Source organism: Pseudomonas sp. SJZ077 (genome assembly GCF_007993905.1).
Lineage (GTDB): Bacteria > Pseudomonadota > Gammaproteobacteria > Pseudomonadales > Pseudomonadaceae > Aquipseudomonas > Aquipseudomonas mandelii.
Window position 1 is genome coordinate 363026 of the sequence record NZ_VIUJ01000002.1, and the last position, 21771, is coordinate 384796.

At 60.5% G+C, this 21771-nt stretch carries 21 protein-coding genes and 1 pseudogene; 10 read left to right on the forward strand and 12 right to left on the reverse strand.

From position 1 onward, the window contains the following. Positions 1–55: 55 nt before the first annotated feature. The 5 genes from FBY01_RS05395 to dadA form a co-directional block, all read right to left on the reverse strand. Positions 56–466 (reverse strand): cytochrome c5 family protein, encoded by a 411-nt coding sequence (locus FBY01_RS05395; protein ID WP_077748586.1) that lies wholly within the window; start codon positions 464–466, stop codon positions 56–58. A 182-nt stretch (positions 467–648) separates the two neighbouring features. After that, complete coding sequence (locus tag FBY01_RS05400; RefSeq protein ID WP_007947433.1) at positions 649–1197, reverse strand: cupin domain-containing protein; 549 nt, start codon at positions 1195–1197, stop codon at positions 649–651. A 126-nt stretch (positions 1198–1323) separates the two neighbouring features. After that, on the reverse strand, positions 1324–2397 hold the full coding sequence (gene alr, locus FBY01_RS05405) for an alanine racemase (RefSeq protein WP_102594922.1): 1074 nt from the start codon (positions 2395–2397) through the stop codon (positions 1324–1326). 104 nt (positions 2398–2501) lie between these two features. Then, positions 2502–2855: a RidA family protein gene (locus tag FBY01_RS05410; RefSeq protein ID WP_010465169.1), complete on the reverse strand. Its 354-nt coding sequence runs from the start codon at positions 2853–2855 to the stop codon at positions 2502–2504. Next, positions 2827–4131, reverse strand: coding sequence for a D-amino acid dehydrogenase (dadA, locus tag FBY01_RS05415; RefSeq protein WP_010465171.1), 1305 nt, complete (start codon positions 4129–4131; stop codon positions 2827–2829). The genes FBY01_RS05410 and dadA overlap by 29 nt, the downstream gene beginning before the upstream one ends. A 157-nt stretch (positions 4132–4288) precedes the next feature. Between dadA and FBY01_RS05420 the strand changes: the two genes are divergently transcribed. Then, positions 4289–4777 carry an Lrp/AsnC ligand binding domain-containing protein gene (locus FBY01_RS05420; protein WP_010465173.1) on the forward strand — a complete coding sequence of 163 codons (489 nt, stop codon included), beginning with the start codon at positions 4289–4291 and terminating at the stop codon, positions 4775–4777. A 130-nt stretch (positions 4778–4907) separates the two neighbouring features. Here the strand turns inward: FBY01_RS05420 and FBY01_RS05425 are convergent, their stop codons facing one another. Next, positions 4908–5261 carry a YkgJ family cysteine cluster protein gene (locus FBY01_RS05425; protein WP_007947437.1) on the reverse strand — a complete coding sequence of 118 codons (354 nt, stop codon included), beginning with the start codon at positions 5259–5261 and terminating at the stop codon, positions 4908–4910. A 147-nt stretch (positions 5262–5408) separates the two neighbouring features. Here FBY01_RS05425 and FBY01_RS05430 point away from each other — a divergent pair, with 147 nt between their 5' ends. Further along, positions 5409–6701, forward strand: coding sequence for an FAD-binding oxidoreductase (locus FBY01_RS05430; RefSeq protein ID WP_102594924.1), 1293 nt, complete (start codon positions 5409–5411; stop codon positions 6699–6701). Between the two features lie 136 nt (positions 6702–6837). Here the strand turns inward: FBY01_RS05430 and FBY01_RS05435 are convergent, their stop codons facing one another. Next, positions 6838–7083, reverse strand: coding sequence for a DUF1127 domain-containing protein (locus tag FBY01_RS05435; protein WP_010465178.1), 246 nt, complete (start codon positions 7081–7083; stop codon positions 6838–6840). Between the two features lie 179 nt (positions 7084–7262). On the opposite strand from FBY01_RS05435, the gene FBY01_RS05440 reads away from it, so the two are divergent. Both FBY01_RS05440 and FBY01_RS05445 read left to right on the forward strand, forming a co-directional pair. Beyond that, on the forward strand, positions 7263–8696 hold the full coding sequence (locus tag FBY01_RS05440; protein WP_010465180.1) for a PLP-dependent aminotransferase family protein: 1434 nt from the start codon (positions 7263–7265) through the stop codon (positions 8694–8696). A 60-nt stretch (positions 8697–8756) separates the two neighbouring features. Then, positions 8757–10325: a phospholipase D family protein gene (locus FBY01_RS05445; protein ID WP_042932478.1), complete on the forward strand. Its 1569-nt coding sequence runs from the start codon at positions 8757–8759 to the stop codon at positions 10323–10325. A gap of 167 nt (positions 10326–10492) precedes the next feature. Here the strand turns inward: FBY01_RS05445 and FBY01_RS05450 are convergent, their stop codons facing one another. After that, positions 10493–11638: an MFS transporter gene (locus FBY01_RS05450; protein ID WP_010465183.1), complete on the reverse strand. Its 1146-nt coding sequence runs from the start codon at positions 11636–11638 to the stop codon at positions 10493–10495. Positions 11639–11793: 155 nt separating this feature from the next. After that, positions 11794–13287, reverse strand: a complete 1494-nt coding sequence (locus FBY01_RS05455) for an aldehyde dehydrogenase (RefSeq protein WP_077748583.1) — start codon at positions 13285–13287, stop codon at positions 11794–11796. A gap of 238 nt (positions 13288–13525) precedes the next feature. On the opposite strand from FBY01_RS05455, the gene FBY01_RS05460 reads away from it, so the two are divergent. Further along, positions 13526–13888, forward strand: a complete 363-nt coding sequence (locus FBY01_RS05460; protein ID WP_010465187.1) for a cupin domain-containing protein — start codon at positions 13526–13528, stop codon at positions 13886–13888. Positions 13889–13998: 110 nt separating this feature from the next. Here FBY01_RS05460 and rpmG read toward each other — a convergent pair whose 3' ends face one another. Both rpmG and rpmB read right to left on the reverse strand, forming a co-directional pair. Further along, positions 13999–14154: a 50S ribosomal protein L33 gene (gene rpmG / locus FBY01_RS05465; protein WP_008150173.1), complete on the reverse strand. Its 156-nt coding sequence runs from the start codon at positions 14152–14154 to the stop codon at positions 13999–14001. A gap of 11 nt (positions 14155–14165) precedes the next feature. Continuing rightward, positions 14166–14399: a 50S ribosomal protein L28 gene (rpmB, locus tag FBY01_RS05470; protein ID WP_007894701.1), complete on the reverse strand. Its 234-nt coding sequence runs from the start codon at positions 14397–14399 to the stop codon at positions 14166–14168. Positions 14400–14844: 445 nt separating this feature from the next. Here rpmB and FBY01_RS05475 point away from each other — a divergent pair, with 445 nt between their 5' ends. Further along, positions 14845–16431: an ABC transporter substrate-binding protein gene (locus FBY01_RS05475; protein ID WP_145306566.1), complete on the forward strand. Its 1587-nt coding sequence runs from the start codon at positions 14845–14847 to the stop codon at positions 16429–16431. A gap of 142 nt (positions 16432–16573) precedes the next feature. Here FBY01_RS05475 and radC read toward each other — a convergent pair whose 3' ends face one another. Beyond that, on the reverse strand, positions 16574–17248 hold the full coding sequence (gene radC / locus FBY01_RS05480) for a DNA repair protein RadC (RefSeq protein ID WP_010465196.1): 675 nt from the start codon (positions 17246–17248) through the stop codon (positions 16574–16576). A 136-nt stretch (positions 17249–17384) separates the two neighbouring features. On the opposite strand from radC, the gene coaBC reads away from it, so the two are divergent. The 4 genes and pseudogenes from coaBC to argB all read left to right on the forward strand — a co-directional run bounded on the left by coaBC (position 17385) and on the right by argB (position 21691). Further along, positions 17385–18593: a bifunctional phosphopantothenoylcysteine decarboxylase/phosphopantothenate--cysteine ligase CoaBC gene (coaBC, locus tag FBY01_RS05485; protein ID WP_010465198.1), complete on the forward strand. Its 1209-nt coding sequence runs from the start codon at positions 17385–17387 to the stop codon at positions 18591–18593. A gap of 5 nt (positions 18594–18598) precedes the next feature. After that, positions 18599–19054 carry a dUTP diphosphatase gene (gene dut, locus FBY01_RS05490; protein WP_010465200.1) on the forward strand — a complete coding sequence of 152 codons (456 nt, stop codon included), beginning with the start codon at positions 18599–18601 and terminating at the stop codon, positions 19052–19054. A 302-nt stretch (positions 19055–19356) separates the two neighbouring features. Continuing rightward, positions 19357–20760 (forward strand): annotated as a pseudogene (locus FBY01_RS05500) (phosphomannomutase/phosphoglucomutase); the annotation flags it as partial. Between the two features lie 25 nt (positions 20761–20785). Then, entirely contained in the window at positions 20786–21691 is a 906-nt protein-coding gene (gene argB, locus FBY01_RS05505; RefSeq protein WP_010465204.1) for an acetylglutamate kinase, read from the forward strand. Positions 21692–21771 lie beyond the last annotated feature (80 nt).

Consider the following 21771-nt stretch of genomic DNA (forward strand, 5'->3'; position numbering starts at 1 on the left):
CGCAGGCACAAAAAAGCCGCTCGTAAGCGGCTTTTTCGCTGAAGATGCTGGCGTGTTACAGGCCGGACATTTCTTTGATGGCGCCCTTCAGCTCGTCGTCGGAGCAGTCGGCGCAGGTGCCTTTAGGCGGCATCGCATTGATACCGGTAATGGCTTTGGCCAGGATGCCGTCTAGGCCGCCCTGGTGATCGGCGCGCTCTTTCCAGGCAGCCTTGTCGCCGATTTTCGGCGCACCCAGCAGGCCGGTTCCGTGGCAAGCATTGCAATGTTTTGCAATCACATCTTTAGGCGTCTTGGCACCGCCACCGCCAGTAGCAGCAGCAACTTCCATCCCCTTGCACTCTTGACCCTGGACGCAAACCTGGCCGACTGGCTCAAGGCGTTTAGCAATATCGTCGTTGGTCGCTGCTTGTGCGCTGACTGCCCATAGGGCCAATACGGTTGCTGGTACGGCCAGCATTTTCATAATTAGATTCACGCGTTCACCCTCAATGGTGGCTAGTCACGCCTACGGCCACGGTTCGCAGGCGGGCGCAAGTATAACGGTAACCCCGTCACACTGAAACAACCCCAAAGTCGAAGGGGTCTTGTTGCGCAATGGAAAAACGGTTCGGGTGCCTCCGCCATGCTGGCAGGACGCCTCTTCTCTTAGAAATTCGCGGGCGTGGCTGCGCTGATTAGTCGCGCCGGCGCATCGAACGGATTACGGAAACGGTGTGGCTTGGTACTTTCAAAGTAGTAGCTATCCCCCGCTTCGAGCACAAAAGTTTCAAGCCCTACCACCAGTTCCAGTCGGCCTTCCACCAGAATGCCGGTTTCCTCGCCCTCATGGGTGAGCATCTCGTCACCGGTGTCGGCGCCAGGCGGGTAGATTTCATTGAGGAAGGCGATAGCCCGGCTCGGATGCGCCCGACCGACCAGTTTCATGGTCACTGCACCATCGGAAATATCGATCAGCTCGTTGGCCTTGTAGACGATCTGCGTCGGTTTTTCCTGCAGGATTTCTTCGGAAAAGAACTCGACCATGGACATGGGAATCCCGCCCAGTACCTTCCTCAGCGAACTGATCGAGGGGCTGACGCTGTTCTTCTCGATCATGGAAATCGTGCTGTTGGTGACGCCCGCGCGCTTGGCGAGCTCACGCTGGGAAAGACCTTTGAGCTTACGGATGGATTGCAGTCGTTCACCGACGTCCAAGCTTGCGCCTCCAAGATTCAGGTTGTAGAAATATTGAGCGTTATCATGGCGACAGCGTTCAGTATTTACAACACTTTGGCCTGAATCCTGTTCAGCGAAGCGACTTCCGGTACGGACTGCTGACCGCTAACCCTCGGAATAGAGCTTTGGCACCCGGCGCAGGTTGCAGAAGATCTGATAGGGAATCGTGTCAGCGGCGGCGGCCACGTCGCTGGCGAGGATGTTTTTACCCCACAACTCAACGGTCGAACCCAGGCCGGCCTGCGGCACATCGGTCAGATCGATGCAGAGCATGTCCATCGACACCCGGCCAATCAACTGGCTGCGCTGCCCGGCGACCAACACTGGCGTGCCGGTCGGTGCCTGACGCGGGTAACCATCGGCATAACCCATGGCCACCACCCCGACGCGCATGGGCTTGGGGGTGATGAATTTGGCGCCATAACCGATCGGCTCGCCGGCCGGCAGTTCACGCACGCAGATCACTTTCGATTCCAGGGTCATCACCGGCTGCAAACGGGAGGCCACGGCGTTGGCTTCTTCAAACGGCGTGGCGCCGTAGAGCATGATGCCCGGGCGAACCCAATCGCTCGGAATCTGCGGCCAACCGAGTACCGCCGGCGAGTTGCGCAAGCTGATCTCGGCCGACAAACCTTTACGTGCCGCTTCAAACACAGCGACCTGCTCGGCGCTGGCCTGCTCGTGCAGCTCATCGGCGCGGGCGAAGTGGCTCATCAAGACAATCTTCGCCACCTTGCCGCTGGCCAGCAGCCGTTGATACGCCGCGTGATAATCCTTTGGATGCAAGCCAACCCGGTGCATACCGGAATCGAGCTTGAGCCAGACCGTGATGGGTTTGCTCAACACGGCATTCTCGATGGCTTCGAGCTGCCACAACGAATGCACCACGCACCAGAAATCATGCTCGACGATCAGCGACAGCTCATCGGCTTCGAAAAAACCTTCCAGCAACAACACCGGCGCCCGAATGCCAGCCGCGCGCAGCTCCAACGCTTCTTCGATACAAGCCACGGCAAATCCGTCCGCCTCGGCTTCCAGCGCCTGGGCGCAACGCACCGCGCCATGGCCGTAGGCATCCGCCTTGATCACGGCGAGGGCCTTGGCCCCCGTGGTTTCACGGGCGATCCGGTAGTTGTGACGCAGGGCTTGAAGGTCGATCAGGGCACGGGCTGGACGCATGGCGGCAGACTTCTAGGCGGTCATGGGAATAAAAACCGGCGCTGGCTGACGGCGTGAACCGCCAACAGCACCGGAAGAGGGATCTTTCTAACGTCCTGACAGGCTTACGGCAGAGCGGCGACGACCGACAGCTCGATCAGGATTTGCGGTTCGCACAGCTTCGACTCAACGGTCGCACGGGCCGGGGCGACGCCTTTTGGCAGCCACTTGTCCCACACCGCGTTCATGCCTTCGAAATGCGCGTCGATATCTTTCAGGTAAATCGTGACCGAGAGCAAACGGCTCTTGTCGGTGCCTGCCAGATCGAGCAAACGCTCGATATTGGCGAGGGTTTCACGGGTCTGCTGTTCAATCCCGGCATTCATGTCGTCGCCGACCTGCCCTGCCAGATAGACGGTGCCGCTGTGGACAACGATCTGGCTCATGCGCTCATTGGTGAGCTGGCGCTGGATTGACATGTTTTGCGGACTCCTGAAGTTTTGTGCCGTAACGGGAAATATCGAGGCCTTCGGCGCTGATCTGCGGCGTTTTCTTCGCCATCAGGTCAGCCAGCAAACGGCCGGAGCCGCACGCCATGGTCCAGCCGAGCGTGCCGTGACCGGTGTTCAGGAACAGGTTGCTGAACGGAGTGGCACCAACGATTGGCGTGCCGTCCGGGGTGGTCGGACGCAGACCGGTCCAGAAACTCGCCTGGGCCAGATCGCCGCCCTGAGGATAAAGGTCGTTGACGATCATCTCCAGGGTTTCGCGCCGACGCGGGTTCAGCGACAGGTCAAAACCGGCTATTTCAGCCATGCCGCCGACGCGGATGCGGTTGTCGAAACGGGTGATCGCGACCTTGTAGGTCTCGTCGAGAATGGTCGAGGTCGGAGCCATCGCCGGGTTGGTGATCGGCACGGTCAGGGAGTAACCCTTGAGCGGATACACCGGGGCCTTGATGCCCAGTGGCTTGAGCAGTTGCGGCGAGTAGCTGCCGAGTGCCAGCACGTAGCGATCCGCGGTTTCCAGCTTGCCGTCGATCCATACGCCGTTGATGCGATCACCGGCGAAGTCGAGCTTCTGAATGTCCTGGCCGAAACGGAATTCCACGCCCAATTTGACGGCCATTTCGGCCAGACGGGTGGTGAACATCTGGCAGTCGCCAGTCTGGTCGTTCGGCAGGCGCAAGGCTCCGGCGAGGATATCAGTGACGCTGGCCAGGGCCGGCTCAACGCGGGCAATGCCAGCGCGGTCGAGCAGTTCGAACGGCACGCCGGACTCTTTCAGAACAGCGATGTCTTTCGCCGCGCCGTCCAGTTGAGCCTGGGTGCGGAACAGTTGGGTCGTCCCGAGGCTGCGGCCTTCGTAGGCAATGCCGGTTTCAGCGCGCAGTTCGTCGAGGCAGTCACGGCTGTACTCGGACAGACGCACCATGCGTTCCTTGTTCACCGCATAACGGCTGGCGGTGCAGTTGCGCAGCATCTGCGCCATCCACAGGTATTGGTCGATGTCGGCGGTGGCCTTGATCGCCAGCGGTGCGTGGCGCTGCAACAGCCACTTGATGGCCTTGAGCGGCACGCCCGGCGCTGCCCACGGCGAGGCATAACCCGGCGATACCTGCCCGGCGTTGGCGAAACTGGTCTCCATGGCAGCGGCCGGCTGACGGTCCACCACCACCACTTCGAACCCGGCACGCGCCAGATAATAAGCACTGGTGGTACCGATGACGCCGCTACCCAAGACCATAACGCGCATTTTCATATCCCTCATCGCGGCTTGCCGCTGACGTTCGTAGTTGTAGAGCATTGATGTGCGCAGTGTAAAAAAGATTAGGCAGTGCTTTTCACTATATAACTGCCTATATTTGGCGAGAATTCTCGGCAAAAACCCTTTTCACGGAGGCGCATCCCCTATGCGTACCAACACTCAGACCAAACGTGAGCTGGACAAGATCGACCGCAACATCCTGCGGATCCTGCAAGCGGACGGACGCATCTCCTTCACCGAGCTTGGGGAAAAGGTCGGGCTCTCGACCACACCGTGTACCGAGCGGGTCCGGCGCCTGGAGCGCGAAGGGATCATCATGGGCTACAACGCCCGGCTCAATCCGCAGCACCTCAAGGGTAGTCTTCTGGTGTTCGTCGAGATCAGCCTCGACTACAAATCCGGCGACACTTTCGAAGAGTTCCGACGTGCGGTGCTGAAACTGCCCCATGTGCTGGAATGCCATTTGGTGTCGGGGGATTTCGACTACCTGGTGAAGGCGCGGATTTCCGAGATGGCTTCCTACCGCAAGCTGCTGGGCGACATCCTGCTCAAGCTGCCGCATGTGCGCGAATCCAAGAGCTATATCGTGATGGAAGAGGTGAAAGAGAGTTTGTGCCTGCCGATTCCGGATTGAGACTTTGTGGTGTCTGTTGCCGATCGTTCCCACGCTCTGCGTGGGAATGCAGCCCGGGACGCTCTGCGTCCCATCCAGAGCCGAACGCGGAGCGTCCGTTGAGGCGTTCCCACGCGAAGCGTGGGAACGATCACACGAGCACTTGGCGGGTCGACGCCATGTACTCATGAATCTGCTTCTCCACCCGCGGATGAATCAGCTCCACGGGCCCCCGCCCATTCGGGCACGGCAAGGTCTTGGTGGTCCCAAACAACCGGCAGATCAGCGGCCGCTCGTCATACACCGTGCAGCCATTGGGGCCCAGGTGCACGCAGTTGAGCTCATCCATCGCCGCATCCTGCTCGGCCCGGGTCTTGCGCGGCAGGCGGGACATTTCTTCCGGCGAGGTAGTCACCGGTCCACAGCAGTCATGGCAGCCGGGCACGCACTCGAACGAGGGGATCTGCTGGCGAAGCGTGCGGATTTTCTGGCTGTTGCAGCTCATCGAAGCGGTGACCCAAAGCGGAATAGACCGGGATTCTGACGCAAAAGCCGCGATCCAGACAGCACGAACCGACCAATGTTGCCCGCGCCGGAACGTCCGGCTTATGCTCCGTCAAATTTTATAGACACACGAATCAGGGACGCTCACATGAATGCCCGTGCCCAGCACACTGCCTCTTACTACGCCGCCAGCAGCCTGCCGCAGCCCGATCATCCGGTGCTGCAAGGCGATCTGGTGGCGGACGTGTGCGTGGTTGGCGGCGGGTTTTCCGGGCTGAACACGGCGCTTGAGCTGGCCGAACGCGGCCTCAGCGTGATCTTGCTGGAAGCGCACAAGATCGGCTGGGGTGCCAGCGGACGCAATGGCGGGCAATTGATTCGCGGCGTCGGTCATGGCCTCGATCAGTTCACCGACGTGATCGGTGCGCAAGGCGTGCGCCAGATGAAACTCATGGGCCTGGAAGCGGTGGAAATCGTCCGCCAGCGTGTCGAGCGTTTCCAGATTCCGTGCGACCTGACCTGGGGTTACTGCGACCTGGCGAACAAACCCCGCGACCTCGAGGGTTTCGCCGAAGATGCCGAAGAGCTGCGCAGCCTCGGCTACCGCTATGAAACCCGGCTGCTGCAAGCCAATGAAATGCACTCGGTGGTGGGTTCGGACCGCTACGTCGGCGGCTTGATCGACATGGGTTCGGGCCATCTTCACCCGCTTAACCTGGCACTGGGCGAAGCGGCCGCCGCACAGCAGCTGGGCGCAAAGCTGTTCGAACACTCGGCGGCGACCCGCATCGATTACGGCCCCGAAGTAAAGGTCCATACCGCCCAAGGCTCGGTTCGCGCCAAGACGCTGGTGCTGGGCTGCAACGCCTACCTCAACCAACTCAACCCGCAGCTCAGCGGTAAGGTGCTGCCCGCTGGCAGCTACATCATTGCCACCGAGCCGTTGAGTGAAGAGCTGGCGCACTCGCTCCTGCCGCAGAACATGGCGGTCTGCGATCAACGGGTGGCGCTGGATTACTACCGGCTTTCGGCGGATCGACGCTTGCTGTTTGGCGGTGCCTGCCATTATTCGGGCCGCGACCCGAAGGACATTGGCGCGTACATGCGGCCGAAGATGCTGGAAGTCTTCCCGCAACTGGGCGGGGTGAAGATCGACTATCAATGGGGCGGGATGATCGGCATCGGCGCCAACCGACTGCCGCAGATTGGCCAGCTCAAGGATCAGCCAAATGTGTATTACGCCCAGGCGTATTCCGGACATGGGGTGAATGCCACGCACCTGGCGGGCAAGTTGTTGGCCGAGGCGATCAGTGGGCAGCAAGGGGGCGGGTTTGATCTGTTCGCTCGCGTCCCGCATATCACCTTCCCCGGCGGGAAGCATTTACGCTCGCCGCTGTTGGCGCTGGGGATGTTGTGGCATCGGCTTAAAGAGTTGGTCTGAGGAAGTTGTAGCGTTCTTGCGGACGCCTTCGCGGGCAAGCCTCGCTCCTACAGAGTTAGTGTCGATCTTCCGACCGACGCATAACCTGTAGGAGCGAGGCTTGCCCGCGAAGAGGCCCTCCAGAACACCGCAAAACTCAGATCCGCCAGAAAGGCTTAAGCCCCTCCTCCCGCGCCTGCTCCCGACTCAACCCCACATCCCTGAGTTGCTCGGGCGTGAGCGTCAGCAACGCCTTGCGCGTGTGCAGACGATGCCAGAACAGTCCCCAGCGACTCAGGCCGGACGGCGCATTGCGCATGACTGCCTCGCGCGCACCGTTTTTCTGCCCTGCCGCCAGTTCCTGACTGTGTAACGTCAGCCGCACATCGCTCAAGCCGTTCATTTTGATTGCTCCTGTTTACTTGGGTAGCCAGAGCTTTCATGATGCGCGGACGGCAAAAAGCATTACAGATTCAACGAGACTGTATTAACCCCATACAGATTCTTCGATTCAGCGTCTGAATCCGATAATTTAGCCCCATCTGTACTGGTTAACCGAATCACCCGCATCGAGACTGCGCCATGACCCTTTACGTCAACCTCGCCGAATTGCTCGGCACCCGTATCGAACAGGGCTTCTATCGCCCCGGTGACCGGCTGCCGTCGGTGCGGGCGTTGAGTGTCGAGCACGGGGTCAGCCTGAGCACGGTGCAGCAGGCCTATCGCGTGCTGGAAGACAGCGGGCTGGCGACACCCAAACCCAAGTCCGGCTATTTCGTACCGGTGGGCCGCGAATTGCCGGAGCTGCCGGCCATCGGCCGTCCGGCCCAGCGTCCGGTGGATATTTCGCAGTGGGATCAGGTGCTGGAATTGATCCGCGCCGTCCCGCGCAAGGACGTCGTGCAACTGGGCCGCGGCATGCCGGACATCACCACGCCGACCATGAAACCGTTGCTGCGCAACCTGGCGCGCATCAGCCGTCGCCAGGACATGCCCGGTCTGTATTACGACAACATCTACGGCACCCTCGAACTGCGCGAGCAGATCGCACGCCTGATGCTCGATTCCGGGTGCCAATTGACCGCCCACGACCTGGTGGTGACCACCGGCTGCCATGAAGCGCTGTCCACCAGCATTCGTGCGATTTGCGAGCCGGGGGACATTGTGGCGGTGGACTCGCCCAGCTTTCACGGCGCCATGCAGACCCTCAAGGGCCTGGGCATGAAAGCCCTGGAAATCCCCACCGACCCGATCACCGGGATCAGCCTCGATGCGCTCGAACTGGCGTTGGAGCAATGGCCGATCAAGGCCATACAGTTGACGCCCAACTGCAACAACCCGCTGGGCTACATCATGCCGGAATCGCGCAAACGCGCCTTGTTGACGCTCGCACAGCGTTTCGACGTAGCGATTATCGAAGACGATGTGTATGGCGAACTCTCCTACAGCTACCCGCGCCCACGCACGATCAAATCCTTCGACGAAGACGGCCGCGTGTTGCTGTGCAGTTCCTTTTCCAAAACCCTGGCACCCGGGCTGCGCATTGGCTGGGTCGCGCCCGGACGCTATCTGGAACGGGTGCTGCACATGAAATACATCAGCACCGGCTCTACCGCGCCGCAACCGCAGATTGCGATTGCCGAATTTCTCAAGGCCGGGCATTTCGAACCGCATTTGCGGCGGATGCGCACGCAATACCAACGCAGTCGCGACCTGATGATCGACTGGGTCACGCGCTATTTCCCCGCCGGCACCCGCGCCAGTCGCCCGCAAGGCAGCTTCATGTTGTGGGTTGAGCTGCCGGACGGCTTTGACACCCTGAAACTGAATCGCGCCCTGCACGATCAAGGCGTACAGATTGCCGTCGGCAGCATCTTTTCCGCCTCGGGCAAGTACCGCAACTGCCTGCGGATGAACTACGCTGCCAAGCCAACACCGCTGATCGAAGAAGCCGTGCGCAAGGTCGGCGCCGCAGCGATCAAACTGCTGGCAGAAACGGACCACATCACCGACTGACCTTTCTTAGGAATCCAGCGTCCATATACCGACCTTTGCCGCCAATCGGAACGTTCCTACGTGAGAGTCAGACAGCCCCTACTTGCTCTTCTGCTACTCGCCTCGTTTCTGGGCGGTTGCGCCAGCTTCGACGTTCAACGCGAACCGAGCCAGGCTTTACCCGCCAGCGATTCGGCGTTCGGTCGCTCGATCCAGGCCCAGGCCGCGCCCCACGAGGGCAGGTCCGGCTTTCGCTTGCTGTCCAACAGCAGCGAAGCCTTCATGGCCCGTGCCGAGCTGATCCGCAATGCCCAAAGCAGCCTCGACTTGCAGTACTACATCGTGCATGACGGCATCAGCACGCGGATGCTGGCGGACGAATTACTCAAGGCTGCGGATCGCGGCGTGCGGGTGAGAATCCTGCTCGATGACACCACCAGCGACGGCCTGGACTGGATCATCGCGACTCTCGCTGCACACCCGCAGATCCAGATCCGCCTGTTCAACCCGCTGCACCTGGGCCGCGCCACGGGCGTGACGCGCACCATGGGCCGCTTGTTCAACCTGTCGCTGCAACATCGGCGCATGCACAACAAGTTGTGGCTGGCGGACAACAGTGCGGCCATCGTCGGCGGCCGTAACCTGGGAGACGAATACTTCGATGCCGAGCCCAACCTGAATTTCACCGACATCGACATGCTCGGCGTCGGACCGGTGGCGGAACAGCTTGGCCACAGCTTCGACCAGTACTGGAACAGCGCGCTGAGCAAACCGATCGACGAGTTCCTGTCGAGCAGACCGACGCAAAAGGACCTGCAAAATACCCGCACGCGCCTGGAAGAATCCCTGGAAGAGACCCGCAAGCAGAATCATGCGCTGTATCAGCAGTTGATGACTTACACCACAAAGCCACGCATGGACATCTGGCGCCGGGAGCTGATCTGGGCCTGGAACCAGGCGCTGTGGGATGCACCGAGCAAGGTCTTGTCGGACGGCGAGCCTGACCCCCATTTGTTGCTGACCACGCAACTGGCGCCGGAGCTTACGGGCGTCAGCAAAGAACTGATCATGATCTCGGCTTACTTCGTACCGGGGCAGCCGGGGTTGGTCTACCTCACCGGCCGGGCCGACGCCGGGGTGTCGGTGAGTTTGTTGACCAACTCGCTTGAAGCCACGGACGTGCCGGCCGTGCACGGCGGTTACGCGCCTTATCGCCGGGCGCTGCTGGAACATGGCGTGAAGCTGTACGAGCTGCGCCGCCAGCCCGGCGAAGGCGGCGGCAGCGGGCCGCATATTTTCTACAGCAAGTCCTTCCGGGGTTCCGATTCCAGCCTGCACAGCAAGGCGATGATCTTCGACCAGCAGAAATCCTTCATCGGCTCATTCAACTTCGATCCACGCTCGGTGCTGTGGAACACCGAAGTCGGCGTGCTGGTGGACAGCCCCGAACTCGCCGCGCATGTGCGTAGAGCGGCCATGGAGGGTATGGCGCCGCCCTTGAGTTATCAGGTGAAACTGGAGAATGACCGGATCGTCTGGGTGACGGAGGATGACGGCAAAATGCACACGCTGACCAAGGAGCCAGGGAGTCTATGGCGCCGCTTCAATTCCTGGTTCAGCACGGCGGTCGGCCTTGAGCGGATGTTGTAGCGTTGCTTCCATCAATCAAATGTGGCGAGGGAGCTTGCTCCCACTGGGTCGCGAAGCGGCCCTAAACCAGAAGCCCCCGTTCATTCAGACTGAACGAGGGCTCCGATAGGCGACTGCTGCGCAGTCGAGCGGGAGCAAGCTCCCTCGCCACACGCTTGTGCAGGGTTTCAGGCCGGTTCGGCAACTCCACCGAACGCGCCTTGGCGTGACAGTAAGATCACCAACCCGAACGCCCCCGCGGCCATGAACAGCGGCAACGCATGCCCGCTGATCCATTGGCTGCCGGCACCGGCCGCCAAAGGCCCGATCAGGCAACCGATGCCCCACAGCTGCGCAATGTGCGCGTTGGCTCGCACCAGTGCATCGTCGCGATAGCGTTCGCCGATCAGGATCAGCGACAAGGTGAACAATCCTCCGGCGCTGGCGCCAAACAGCACCCACAACGGCCAGATCAACAACGTATCGATGAGCAACGGGATCGCCAGACTCGAAAGCAGCAACACCACCGCACACCCGGTGAACAAAGTGCGGCGTGACAAGCGATCCGCCAGCGCGCCGATCGGCAGTTGCAGCAGGGCATCACCCACCACCACGGTGCTAACCATCGCCAAGGCGATTTCCGTGGTGAAACCCTGACGCAGGCAATACACCGGCAACAAGGTCAGGATCATCGCTTCAAACGCCGCGAACAGCGACACCGCCCAGGCAATCGCCGGCAAGCCACGGCAGAAGCCCCACAAGTCGCCAAACGTCACGCTGGCAGCCTCACTGGACGGTGCGCCGCTGCGGCCCAGCAACAGGAGCGGCGCCGCTATGAGCAAGCCGACGCCGACCCAGAAGCCGTAATCGTGTTCGGTGCCCAGAACGCCCAGCAGCAACGGCCCGGCCAGCTGACTCAGCGCGTAACTGCTGCCGTACAGCGCCACCAATCGTCCGCGCCATTGTTCGATCACCAGTTGGTTGATCCAGCTTTCGCCGAGGATGAAGACCAGGGTCAGGATCACCCCGATCATCAGGCGCATCACCAGCCAGACCGGATAGCTCGGCAACAGCGCCAGCAAGCCGATGGACACTGCCCCGGCCCACAGGCAAAGGCGCATGAGGTTGGCCGTGCCCAGACGCGAGGCCAGATGGCTGGAAATCTTCGCCCCCAGCAGCACGCCAATGGCCGGCATCGCTGCCATCACACCAATGGCGAACGAGCCGTAGCCCCAGCTTTCCAGGCGAAACGACACCAGCGGCATGCTGACCCCCAGGGCCAGGCCAACACTCAAGACAGACGCCAACACGGCGAAATAAGTCGCCCAACGCATGTTCCACGCTCCTGTGGATAGTTTTGGCACCGCACAAAACAATGTGGGAGCGAGCCTGCTCGCGATAACGGAACAACATTCAACATTGGATGTTGACTGTCACACCGCCATCGCGAGCAGGCTCGCCCCCACAGGGGATCTTCGTTGCGTGGTGCTTACAACTTGATCCAGGTCGCCTTCAGCTCGGTGTATTTGTCGAACGCGTGCAGCGACTTGTCGCGGCCATTGCCCGATTGCTTGAAGCCGCCAAACGGTGCGGTCATGTCGCCGCCGTCGTATTGGTTGACCCACACGCTACCGGCACGCAGCGCACGAGCGGTCAGGTGCGCCTTGGAAATGTCCTTGGTCCACACCGCAGCAGCCAGGCCGTAAGGCGTGTCGTTGGCAATCGCGATGGCTTCCTCGGCGGTGTCGAACGCGATCACCGACAATACCGGGCCAAAGATTTCTTCCTGAGCGATTTTCATCGCATTGTTTACGCCGTCGAAAATCGTCGGCTCAACGTAAGTGCCACCGCTTTCCTGAAGCGTACGCTTGCCGCCAGCCACCAGTTTGGCGCCGTCGGCGTGGCCGGATTCGATGTAGGACAGCACGGTATTCATCTGCTGGGTGTCCACCAGCGCGCCGACGTTGGTCGCCGGGTCCAGTGGGTTGCCCGGCTTCCAGGTTTTCAGTGCTTCGATCACCAGCGGCAGGAAGGTGTCCTTGATCGAGCGTTCGACCAGCAGACGCGAACCAGCAGTGCAGACTTCGCCCTGGTTGAAGGCAATGGCACCGGCCGCCGCTTCAGCTGCGGCTTGCAGGTCCGGGGCATCGGCAAACACGATGTTCGGGCTCTTGCCGCCCGCTTCGAGCCAGACGCGCTTCATGTTCGATTCGCCGGAGTAGATCAGCAATTGCTTGGCGATCTTGGTCGATCCGGTGAACACCAGCGTATCGACGTCGTTGTGCAGGGCCAAGGCCTTGCCGACGGTGTGACCGTAACCTGGCAAAACGTTAAGCACGCCTTTCGGAATACCGGCTTCGACGGCCAGCGCAGCAATGCGAATGGCGGTCAGCGGGGATTTTTCCGATGGCTTGAGGATCACCGAGTTACCGGTGGACAGCGCCGGCCCGAGTTTCCAGCAGGCCATCATCAACGGGAAGTTCCACGGCACGATGGCGCCAACCACGCCGACCGGTTCGCGAGTCACCAGACCCAGCTGATCGTGCGGGGTGGCGGCGACTTCGTCGTAGATCTTGTCGATGGCTTCACCGCTCCAGCTCAGGGCTTGCGCCGCGCCGGGAACGTCGATGTACAGGGAATCGCTGATCGGCTTGCCCATGTCCAGGGTTTCAAGCAGCGCCAGCTCTTCGGCGTGCTGTTTGAGCAGGCCGGCGAAACGGATCATGGTGGCTTTGCGCTTGGTCGGTGCCAGGCGCGACCAGACGCCGGAATTGAAGGTGGCGCGGGCATTTTCAACGGCGCGCTGGGCGTCGGCGGCGTCACAGCTGGCAATCTTGCCCAGCAGACGGCCATCGACCGGGCTGATGCACTCGAAGGTCTCGCTGGAGACGGCATCGGTGTATTCGCCATTGATGTAGGCACGGCCTTCGATCTTCAGATCGCGAGCCCGTTGTTCCCAATCGGCACGAGTCAGGGTGGTCATACGAGTGTCCTCCTCTTGTTGAATACGAGCGCCCAACGATCGTCGCGGACGCTGTCAGGAATTCTGCCCAGCCAGCCTGATTTTTCGGCCCAAGGCAACCGCCACCCTAAACCAGCGACAGGTGAAGTTTCAATATATTTGACATAAGGCCGGCAAACGGCCTTGCGATGTTCATTTTAATAAACATAGACTTTGGGCTTTCCAACCAACCGCGCCGCAATCACGGGGGATAACAACAATGAGCATCCAGGACATCGTCGACTTCAGCCAGGCCACCACCCAACCCGATCGCTATCGGCCGGACCCGGCAAAAGTCCTCAAGGGCGACCCCGAGCAAGCGGTCTACAACCACTACAACAGCCCTTGCGGCCAGTTGAATGCGGGCGTGTGGGAAGGCGCTGTTGGCCAGTGGCATGTGAACTTCACCGAGCATGAGTACTGCGAAATCATTCAGGGCGTTTCAGTGCTGCGTGACAACGACGGCAACAGCAAGACCGTGCGTGCGGGTGATCGCTTCGTGATCCCGGCCGGGTTCAGGGGCACCTGGGAAGTGCTGGAGCCGTGCCGCAAGATTTATGTGGCGTTTGAACAGAAGGCCTGAGGATTTGTATTAGCTGGGCCGGCCTCTTCGCAGGCAACCCATAACCTGCAGGCAACAAAAAAGGCCCGTATCTCGCGATACGGGCCTTTTTTGTAAGAGGGAAAAATCAATTACTTGATTTTGCCTTCTTTGTACATCACGTGCTTGCGAACGCGCGGATCGAACATGCGCTTTTCGAGCTTGTCCGGAGTAGTACGCTTGTTCTTGTCGGTAGTGTAGAAGTGACCAGTACCGGCGCTAGAAATCATTCGAATCAATTCACGCATGATTAGCTCCCTTAGATCTTGCCAGCTTTGCGGATTTCGGCCAGCACGACAGTGATGCCACGCTTGTCGATAATACGCATGCCTTTGGCAGATACGCGCAGACGCACGAAACGTTTCTCTTCTTCAACCCAGAAGCGGTGATGCTGCAGGTTCGGCAGGAAACGACGACGGGTTTTGTTGTTTGCGTGGGAAATGTTATTCCCAGTCACCGGACCCTTACCGGTAACTTGACATACTCTCGACATGCCTCAGCCCTCTAAAACCACATGCCCAACCCGGCATGGGTTGGCCGCTTAATCTCTCAGTCATTTGGCGCCAGGCGCCGCGTTTCTTTAGAGGTCTTACCGGCTACACCTACAGTGAAGGAACCGGGCCCCTAGAAAAGAGCGCTGCTTTATACCAGAAAGACTGGAGAGCAACAACATTCCGTGTGCGCGGACTTTATAAATTCCCCATTTTTCGGGCGCCGAGCGCCTTGGATAAAGGCTGTGGCCGATTAAGACCGCTCGTCGCAGAGAATCGGTCAACCGACCGATTTCGGGTTTTCCTCGGCCCGCATCACCGAAAACAAGCGCACATACTCTCCTTAAAATGAAAAAGGAGATAGTCATTTGCAAAAGAGCCCACTAGGGTAAGCCTTTTCCAGACTGCACTTGCAGATGGGCCTTCGATCTGTAAAGGAATCCGACCATGCGCCTCGCTGCCCTACCGCTGTTGTTCGCCCCGCTCCTGCTGAGCCCGCTGGCCCATGCCGCCGCCCTGAGCGTCTGCACCGAGGCGAGTCCGGAAGGGTTCGACGTGGTGCAATACAACTCGCTGACCACCACCAACGCGTCCGCCGATGTGCTGATGAACCGTCTGGTGGACTTCGACACCGCCAGCGGTAAAGTGGTCGCCAGCCTCGCGGACAGCTGGGAAGTCAGCCCCGACGGCCTGACCTACGTGTTCAAGTTGCACCCACAGGTGAAATTCCACCGCACCGAATACTTCAGCCCGACGCGCGACCTGACCGCCGAAGACGTCAAATTCAGCTTCGACCGCATGCTCGACCCGGCCAACCCTTGGCACAAAGTGGCACAGAGCGGCTTCCCGCACGCGCAATCGATGCAGCTACCGGCGCTGATCAAGAAGATCGACGCGCTCGACCCGCTGACTGTGCGCTTCACCCTTGATCACCCGGACTCAACCTTCCTCGCGACCCTGAGTATGGGCTTCGCCTCGATCTATTCCGCGGAATACGCCGACAAACTGCTGAAGGCCGGCACGCCCGAGAAGCTCAACAGCCAGCCGATCGGCAGCGGTCCGTTCGTGTTCACGCGCTTCCAGAAAGATGCCTCGATTCGCTACAAGGCCAACCCGGATTACTTTCGTGGCAAGCCTTCGGTGGACCCGCTGATCTTCGCCATCACCCCGGACGCCAATGTGCGCTTGCAGAAATTGCGTCGCAACGAGTGCCAGATCGCCCTGTCGCCCAAGCCTCTGGACGTACAGGCCGCGCTGAAAGAACCGACCCTGAAAGTGGAAAAGACTGACGCCTTCATGACTGCGTTCGTCGGCATCAACAGCCAACATCCGCCGCTGGACAAACCTGAAGTGCGCCAGGCGATCAACCTCGCCTTCGACAAGGCCAACTATGTCAAAGCCGTGTTCGAAGACACTGCCGAGCCTGCCAACGGCCCGTACCCGCCGAACACCTGGAGCTACGCCAAAGGCCTGCCCGGTTATCCGCATGACGTCGAGAAGGCCAAGGCATTGATGGCCAAGGCCGGACTCAAGGACGGCTTCCAGACCACCATCTGGACCCGACCTTCCGGCAGTCTGCTGAACCCGAACCCGAGCCTGAGCGCTCAAATGCTGCAATCGGACCTCGCGGAAATCGGCATCCAGGCCGAAATCCGCGTGATCGAATGGGGCGAGCTGATTCGCCGCGCCAAAGCCGGCGAGCACGACCTGCTGTTCATGGGTTGGGCTGGCGACAACGGTGACCCGGACAACTTCCTCACGCCGCAGTTTTCCTGCGCCGCGGTCAAATCCGGCACTAACTTCGCCCGCTACTGCAACCAGGACCTGGACAAACTGATCAGCGCCGGCAAGACCACCGGCGAGCAAGGTGTGCGTACCAAGCTTTACGAACAGGCCCAGGCGCAGATCCAGCAGCAGGCGCTTTGGCTGCCGTTGGCCCACCCGACGGCATTCGCGTTGACGCGCAAGAACGTCGAGGGTTACTCGGTCAGCCCGTTTGGTCGCCAGGATTACTCCAAGGTCAACCTCAAGTAACGCTCGGAAACGCTGCGCGAATGCTTCTCTGTGGCGAGGGAGCTTGCTCCCGCCGGGCTGCGCAGCGGCCCTGAAGATCCTGTGAGCGCTGCGCACTCAAGCGGGAGCAAGCTCCCTCGCCACAGAAGCCCGTCCCCAAGCCCTACATCCACCCATACTCGGCCATTGAAAGCGGCTCGCCGTCACCAATGATGAAATGGTCAAGCACTCGCACATCAATCAATTCCAGCGCCTCTTGCAAGCGTTTGGTCAGCGTGCGGTCGGCCTGGCTGGGATCGGAATTGCCCGACGGATGGTTGTGGCAAAGGATCAATGCGGCGGCGTTATGAGCCAATGCGCGCTTGACCACCTGTCGCGGGTACACGCTGGTGTTGTCGATGGAGCCGCGAAACAGCACCTCAAACGCCAGCACCCGGTGTTTTGAATCCAGGAACAGGCTACCGAAGACCTCATGCGGCTCGTGGCGCAGCATCGACTTGAGGTAGTCGCGCACCGCCAGGGGGCTTTCCATCACTGAATCACGTCGTAACCGCTCTGCCAGATGCCGGCGGGCCATTTCCAGCACCGCCTGCAACTGCGCAAACTTTGCCGGCCCAAGGCCGAGCTCACCACTGAAGGTCCGAAGGTCGGCTTCGAGCAAAGTGCGCAGGCTGCCAAATTGCTGCAACAGGTGTCGCGCCAAATCCACCGCGCTTTTGCCGGACACACCGGTCCGTAAAAAAATCGCCAGCAGCTCTGCGTCCGAGAGACTCGCCGATCCCTGCTCCAGTAACTTCTCCCGCGGCCGCTCCGCCGCCGGCCAATCACGAATACTCATAGCACCTTCCCTGTCTGTGGGCGCCGCTGTTCCATAGCGGTCGCTGTGATATCGTAGCCCATCTTTTTTGCTGGCGATTTCATCCCTGGGGAGGGGGTTTCGCCATGCTGTCATCAACGAAATGAAAGGCAGACCTATGCAGCGGCTGTATCGGAAACGCATCGTTCTGGGCGTCGGCGGCGGTATTGCTGCCTACAAGAGCGCCGACCTGGTTCGCCGCCTGATCGACCAGGGTGCCGAAGTGCGCGTGGTCATGACCCGTGGCGGCAGCGAGTTCATCACTCCGCTGACCATGCAGGCCTTGTCCGGGCACCCGGTTCATCTCGACTTGCTGGACCCCGCGGCAGAAGCTGCCATGGGCCACATCGAGCTGGCCAAGTGGGCCGATATGGTGCTGATCGCCCCTGCTACGGCGGACCTGATTGCCCGTCTGGCCCAAGGCATTGCTGACGATCTGCTGACCACGCTGGTGCTGGCCACCGATGCGGTGGTCGCCATCGCCCCGGCGATGAACCAGGCCATGTGGCGCGACCCGGCAACCCAGGCCAACCTGCAAACCCTCGAAAGCCGCGACATCAAAGCCTTCGGGCCGGCCTCCGGTAGCCAGGCCTGCGGCGACGTCGGCCTGGGCCGCATGCTCGAAGCCGTCGAACTCGCCCAATGCGCGGCGGACTGCTTCAAGCGTCAGGCATTGACCGGCAAACACGTGCTGATCACCGCCGGCCCGACTCAGGAAAACATCGATCCGGTGCGCTACATCACCAACCACAGCTCCGGAAAAATGGGCTTTGCCCTGGCCGAAGCCGCGGTGGAAGCCGGCGCCCGCGTCACGCTGATCACCGGCCCGGTGCACCTGCCGACTCCGGATCGTGTCACCCGCATCGACGTGGTCAGCGCTCGCGACATGCTCGCCGCCTGCGAAGCCGCGATCCCTTGCGACCTGTTTATCGCCTCGGCAGCGGTCGCGGACTACCGTCCTGAAGTCGTCGCCCCACAGAAACTCAAGAAAGACCCTACGAACGGCGACGGCTTGTTGCTACAGATGGTGCGCAACCCGGACATCCTGGCCACCATCGCCACTCGCCCCGACCGTCCGTTCAGTGTCGGCTTCGCTGCCGAAACCGAACACCTGCTCGATTACGCTGCGCGCAAGTTGAAAGACAAGAACCTCGATCTGATCGTCGCCAACGACGTCGCCAACCCGAGCATTGGCTTCAACAGCGAAGAAAACGCCTGCAGCGTGATCGATCGTGAACTGCACGCCACACTTTTCGCCCAGACCAGCAAGAGCAAAATTGCTCGCCAGCTGATCACTTTTATCGCCGAACGTCTGAACCAGGTTTAATTTACATGCACGCTTTGCAAGCCAAGATCCTCGACCCCCGCATCGGTACCGAATTCCCGCTGCCGCAGTACGCCACGCCTGGCTCCGCCGGCCTCGACCTGCGCGCCATGCTGGAAAAAGACACCGTCATCAAGCCGGGCGAAACCCTGCTGATCCCGACCGGCCTGTCCGTCTACATTGGCGATCCGGGTTTGGCCGCGCTGATTCTGCCGCGCTCCGGCCTGGGCCATAAACATGGCATCGTGCTGGGCAATCTGGTCGGTTTGATCGACTCCGATTACCAGGGCCCGCTGATGGTTTCGTGCTGGAACCGTGGCCAGACCGACTTCAACATGGTGGTCGGTGAGCGCCTGGCTCAACTGGTTCTGGTGCCGGTGGTTCAAGCGCACTTCGAGATGGTCGAAGAGTTTGTTGAAACCGAGCGTGGTGCCGGTGGTTTCGGGCACTCCGGCAGCCATTGATCCGATAAAGCATCCTGTGGCGAGGGCGCTTGCTCCCGCTGGGCTGCGAAGCGGCCCCAAGATTTTGTGAGTGCCGCGCACCCAAGCGCAAGCAAGCCTCCTCGCCAAAATTCGCACAACGTTCATCTGGAAGGTTTACCGCCCAAAATCAAGGCATTGACCGATCATTACCCCGCAAACGCAGGTGGCATGGCCTTTTCGCACCACGAACTCTCAGTGGAAAACGCCGTCATACCCTTCAGTTTGAGCCCGCCGACGAGATCTTCGCGGACAGGTCCAGTCACTTTCGAGATGGAGCATTCCCACAGATGAGCACCCCAGCCACAGTCGCACCCAAGTTCCCGGACAGCATCTTCCGCGCCTACGACATTCGCGGCACGGTCCCGGAATTCCTGAACGCTGAGACCGCTTACTGGCTCGGCCGCGCCATCGGTGCCCAGAGCCTGGCCCAGGACGAACCGAACGTTTCCGTTGGCCGCGACGGCCGCCTGTCCGGCCCGGAACTGGTCGAACAATTGATCAAAGGCCTGGCCGACAGCGGTTGCCACGTCAGCGACGTGGGCCTGGTGCCAACCCCGGCGCTGTACTACGCCGCCAACGTACTGGCCGGCAAATCCGGCGTCATGCTCACCGGCAGCCACAACCCGTCGAACTACAACGGGTTCAAGATCGTGATCGCGGGCGACACCCTGGCCAACGAACAGATCCAGGCCCTGCACGACCGCCTCAAGACCAACAACTTGAGCAGCGGCAAGGGCAGCGTCACCCAGGTCGAGATCCTCGACCGCTACAACACCGAAATCGTCCAGGACATCAAACTGGCTCGTCGCCTGAAAGTCGTGGTCGACTGCGGCAACGGCGCGGCCGGCGTGATCGCTCCGCAATTGATCGAAGCGTTGAACTGCGAAGTCATCCCGCTGTTCTGCGAGGTCGACGGTAACTTCCCGAACCACCACCCGGACCCGGGCAAGCCTGAAAACCTCGTCGACCTGATCGCCAAGGTCAAGGAAACCAACGCCGATATCGGCCTGGCATTCGACGGCGATGGCGACCGCGTCGGTGTGGTGACCAACACCGGCAGTATCGTTTACCCGGACCGCCTGCTGATGCTGTTCGCCCGCGACGTACTGGCGCGCAACGCGGACGCGGAGATCATCTTCGACGTCAAATGCACCCGCCGCCTGACACCGCTGATCAAGGAATACGGTGGCCGTCCGCTCATGTGGAAGACCGGTCACTCGTTGATCAAAAAGAAAATGAAACAAACCGGCGCCCTGTTGGCCGGCGAGATGAGCGGGCATATCTTCTTCAAGGAGCGCTGGTTCGGTTTTGACGACGGCATTTACAGCGCCGCGCGTCTGCTGGAGATCCTCAGCAAGGAAAAATCCACCGCGGAAGAGCTGTTTGCGACCTTCCCGAACGATATTTCTACGCCGGAAATCAATATCCATGTGACCGAAGAGAGCAAATTCAGCATCATTGATGCATTGCACGACGCGAAGTGGGGCGAAGGCGCCGACCTGACCACCATTGACGGCGTGCGAGTCGACTACGCCAAAGGCTGGGGCCTGGTGCGCGCGTCCAACACCACACCGGTGCTGGTGCTGCGCTTCGAGGCCGATGACGAGGCTGAATTGCAGCGCATCAAGGACGTGTTCAAAGTCCAGCTGAAGCGTGTTGCACCTGATCTCCAATTACCGTTTTGATCTTCTGAAGCACCCGGAGCCCTGAATGACCCTCGAACGCGAAGCCGCCGCCAACACCGCCAAGGTCCTGTCCGAAGCGTTGCCTTACATTCGCCGCTATGTCGGCAAGACGCTGGTGATCAAATACGGCGGCAACGCGATGGAAAGCGAGGAGCTGAAAACCGGCTTCGCCCGCGACATCGTGTTGATGAAAGCCGTCGGTATCAACCCGGTGGTGGTTCACGGCGGCGGCCCGCAAATCGGCGACCTGCTCAAGCGCCTGTCGATCGAGAGCCACTTCATCGATGGCATGCGCGTGACTGACGCGCAGACCATGGACGTGGTGGAAATGGTCCTCGGCGGCCAGGTCAACAAGGACATCGTCAACCTGATCAACCGTCATGGCGGCAGCGCCATCGGCCTGACCGGTAAAGACGCCGAGCTGATTCGTGCGAAGAAGCTCACCGTGACCCGCCAGACGCCGGAGATGACCCAGCCGGAAATCATCGACATCGGCCAGGTAGGTGAAGTGGTCGGGATCAACACCGACTTGCTGAACCTGCTGGTCAAAGGTGATTTCATCCCGGTCATCGCGCCAATCGGCGTCGGTGCCAACGGCGAGTCGTACAACATCAACGCTGACCTGGTGGCCGGCAAAGTCGCCGAAGCGCTGAAAGCTGAAAAGCTGATGCTGCTGACCAACATCGCCGGCTTGATGGACAAGTCGGGCACGGTCCTCACCGGCCTGACCACCCAGCAAGTCGACGAGCTGATCGCCGACGGCACGATCTACGGCGGCATGCTGCCGAAGATCCGTTGCGCGCTGGAAGCGGTTCAGGGCGGCGTGGGCAGCTCACTGATCATCGATGGCCGGGTGCCGAATGCGATTCTGCTTGAGATCTTCACCGATACCGGTGTGGGTACGTTGATCAGCAATCGCAAGCGTCACTAAGCAACACAAACAAAAAGACCCCGCTCAGCTTGGCTGAGCGGGGTCTTTTTTTCCTGCGCACTCCCTTGTAGGAGCGAGGC

Coding starts and splice junctions, on each gene's coding strand:
- rpmG (WP_008150173.1), bottom strand. CDS start 14,154: ATGCGTGAATTGATTCGAATGATTTCTAGCGCCGGTACTGGTCACTTC.
- FBY01_RS05450 (WP_010465183.1), bottom strand. CDS start 11,638: ATGCGTTGGGCGACTTATTTCGCCGTGTTGGCGTCTGTCTTGAGTGTT.
- FBY01_RS05430 (WP_102594924.1), top strand. CDS start 5,409: ATGAATGCCCGTGCCCAGCACACTGCCTCTTACTACGCCGCCAGCAGC.
- FBY01_RS05460 (WP_010465187.1), top strand. CDS start 13,526: ATGAGCATCCAGGACATCGTCGACTTCAGCCAGGCCACCACCCAACCC.
- FBY01_RS05420 (WP_010465173.1), top strand. CDS start 4,289: ATGCGTACCAACACTCAGACCAAACGTGAGCTGGACAAGATCGACCGC.
- dadA (WP_010465171.1), bottom strand. CDS start 4,131: ATGCGCGTTATGGTCTTGGGTAGCGGCGTCATCGGTACCACCAGTGCT.
- FBY01_RS05475 (WP_145306566.1), top strand. CDS start 14,845: ATGCGCCTCGCTGCCCTACCGCTGTTGTTCGCCCCGCTCCTGCTGAGC.
- alr (WP_102594922.1), bottom strand. CDS start 2,397: ATGCGTCCAGCCCGTGCCCTGATCGACCTTCAAGCCCTGCGTCACAAC.
- FBY01_RS05395 (WP_077748586.1), bottom strand. CDS start 466: ATGAAAATGCTGGCCGTACCAGCAACCGTATTGGCCCTATGGGCAGTC.
- FBY01_RS05440 (WP_010465180.1), top strand. CDS start 7,263: ATGACCCTTTACGTCAACCTCGCCGAATTGCTCGGCACCCGTATCGAA.
- rpmB (WP_007894701.1), bottom strand. CDS start 14,399: ATGTCGAGAGTATGTCAAGTTACCGGTAAGGGTCCGGTGACTGGGAAT.
- FBY01_RS05435 (WP_010465178.1), bottom strand. CDS start 7,083: ATGAACGGCTTGAGCGATGTGCGGCTGACGTTACACAGTCAGGAACTG.
- argB (WP_010465204.1), top strand. CDS start 20,786: ATGACCCTCGAACGCGAAGCCGCCGCCAACACCGCCAAGGTCCTGTCC.
- FBY01_RS05425 (WP_007947437.1), bottom strand. CDS start 5,261: ATGAGCTGCAACAGCCAGAAAATCCGCACGCTTCGCCAGCAGATCCCC.
- dut (WP_010465200.1), top strand. CDS start 18,599: ATGCACGCTTTGCAAGCCAAGATCCTCGACCCCCGCATCGGTACCGAA.
- FBY01_RS05410 (WP_010465169.1), bottom strand. CDS start 2,855: ATGTCAATCCAGCGCCAGCTCACCAATGAGCGCATGAGCCAGATCGTT.
- FBY01_RS05455 (WP_077748583.1), bottom strand. CDS start 13,287: ATGACCACCCTGACTCGTGCCGATTGGGAACAACGGGCTCGCGATCTG.
- radC (WP_010465196.1), bottom strand. CDS start 17,248: ATGAGTATTCGTGATTGGCCGGCGGCGGAGCGGCCGCGGGAGAAGTTA.
- coaBC (WP_010465198.1), top strand. CDS start 17,385: ATGCAGCGGCTGTATCGGAAACGCATCGTTCTGGGCGTCGGCGGCGGT.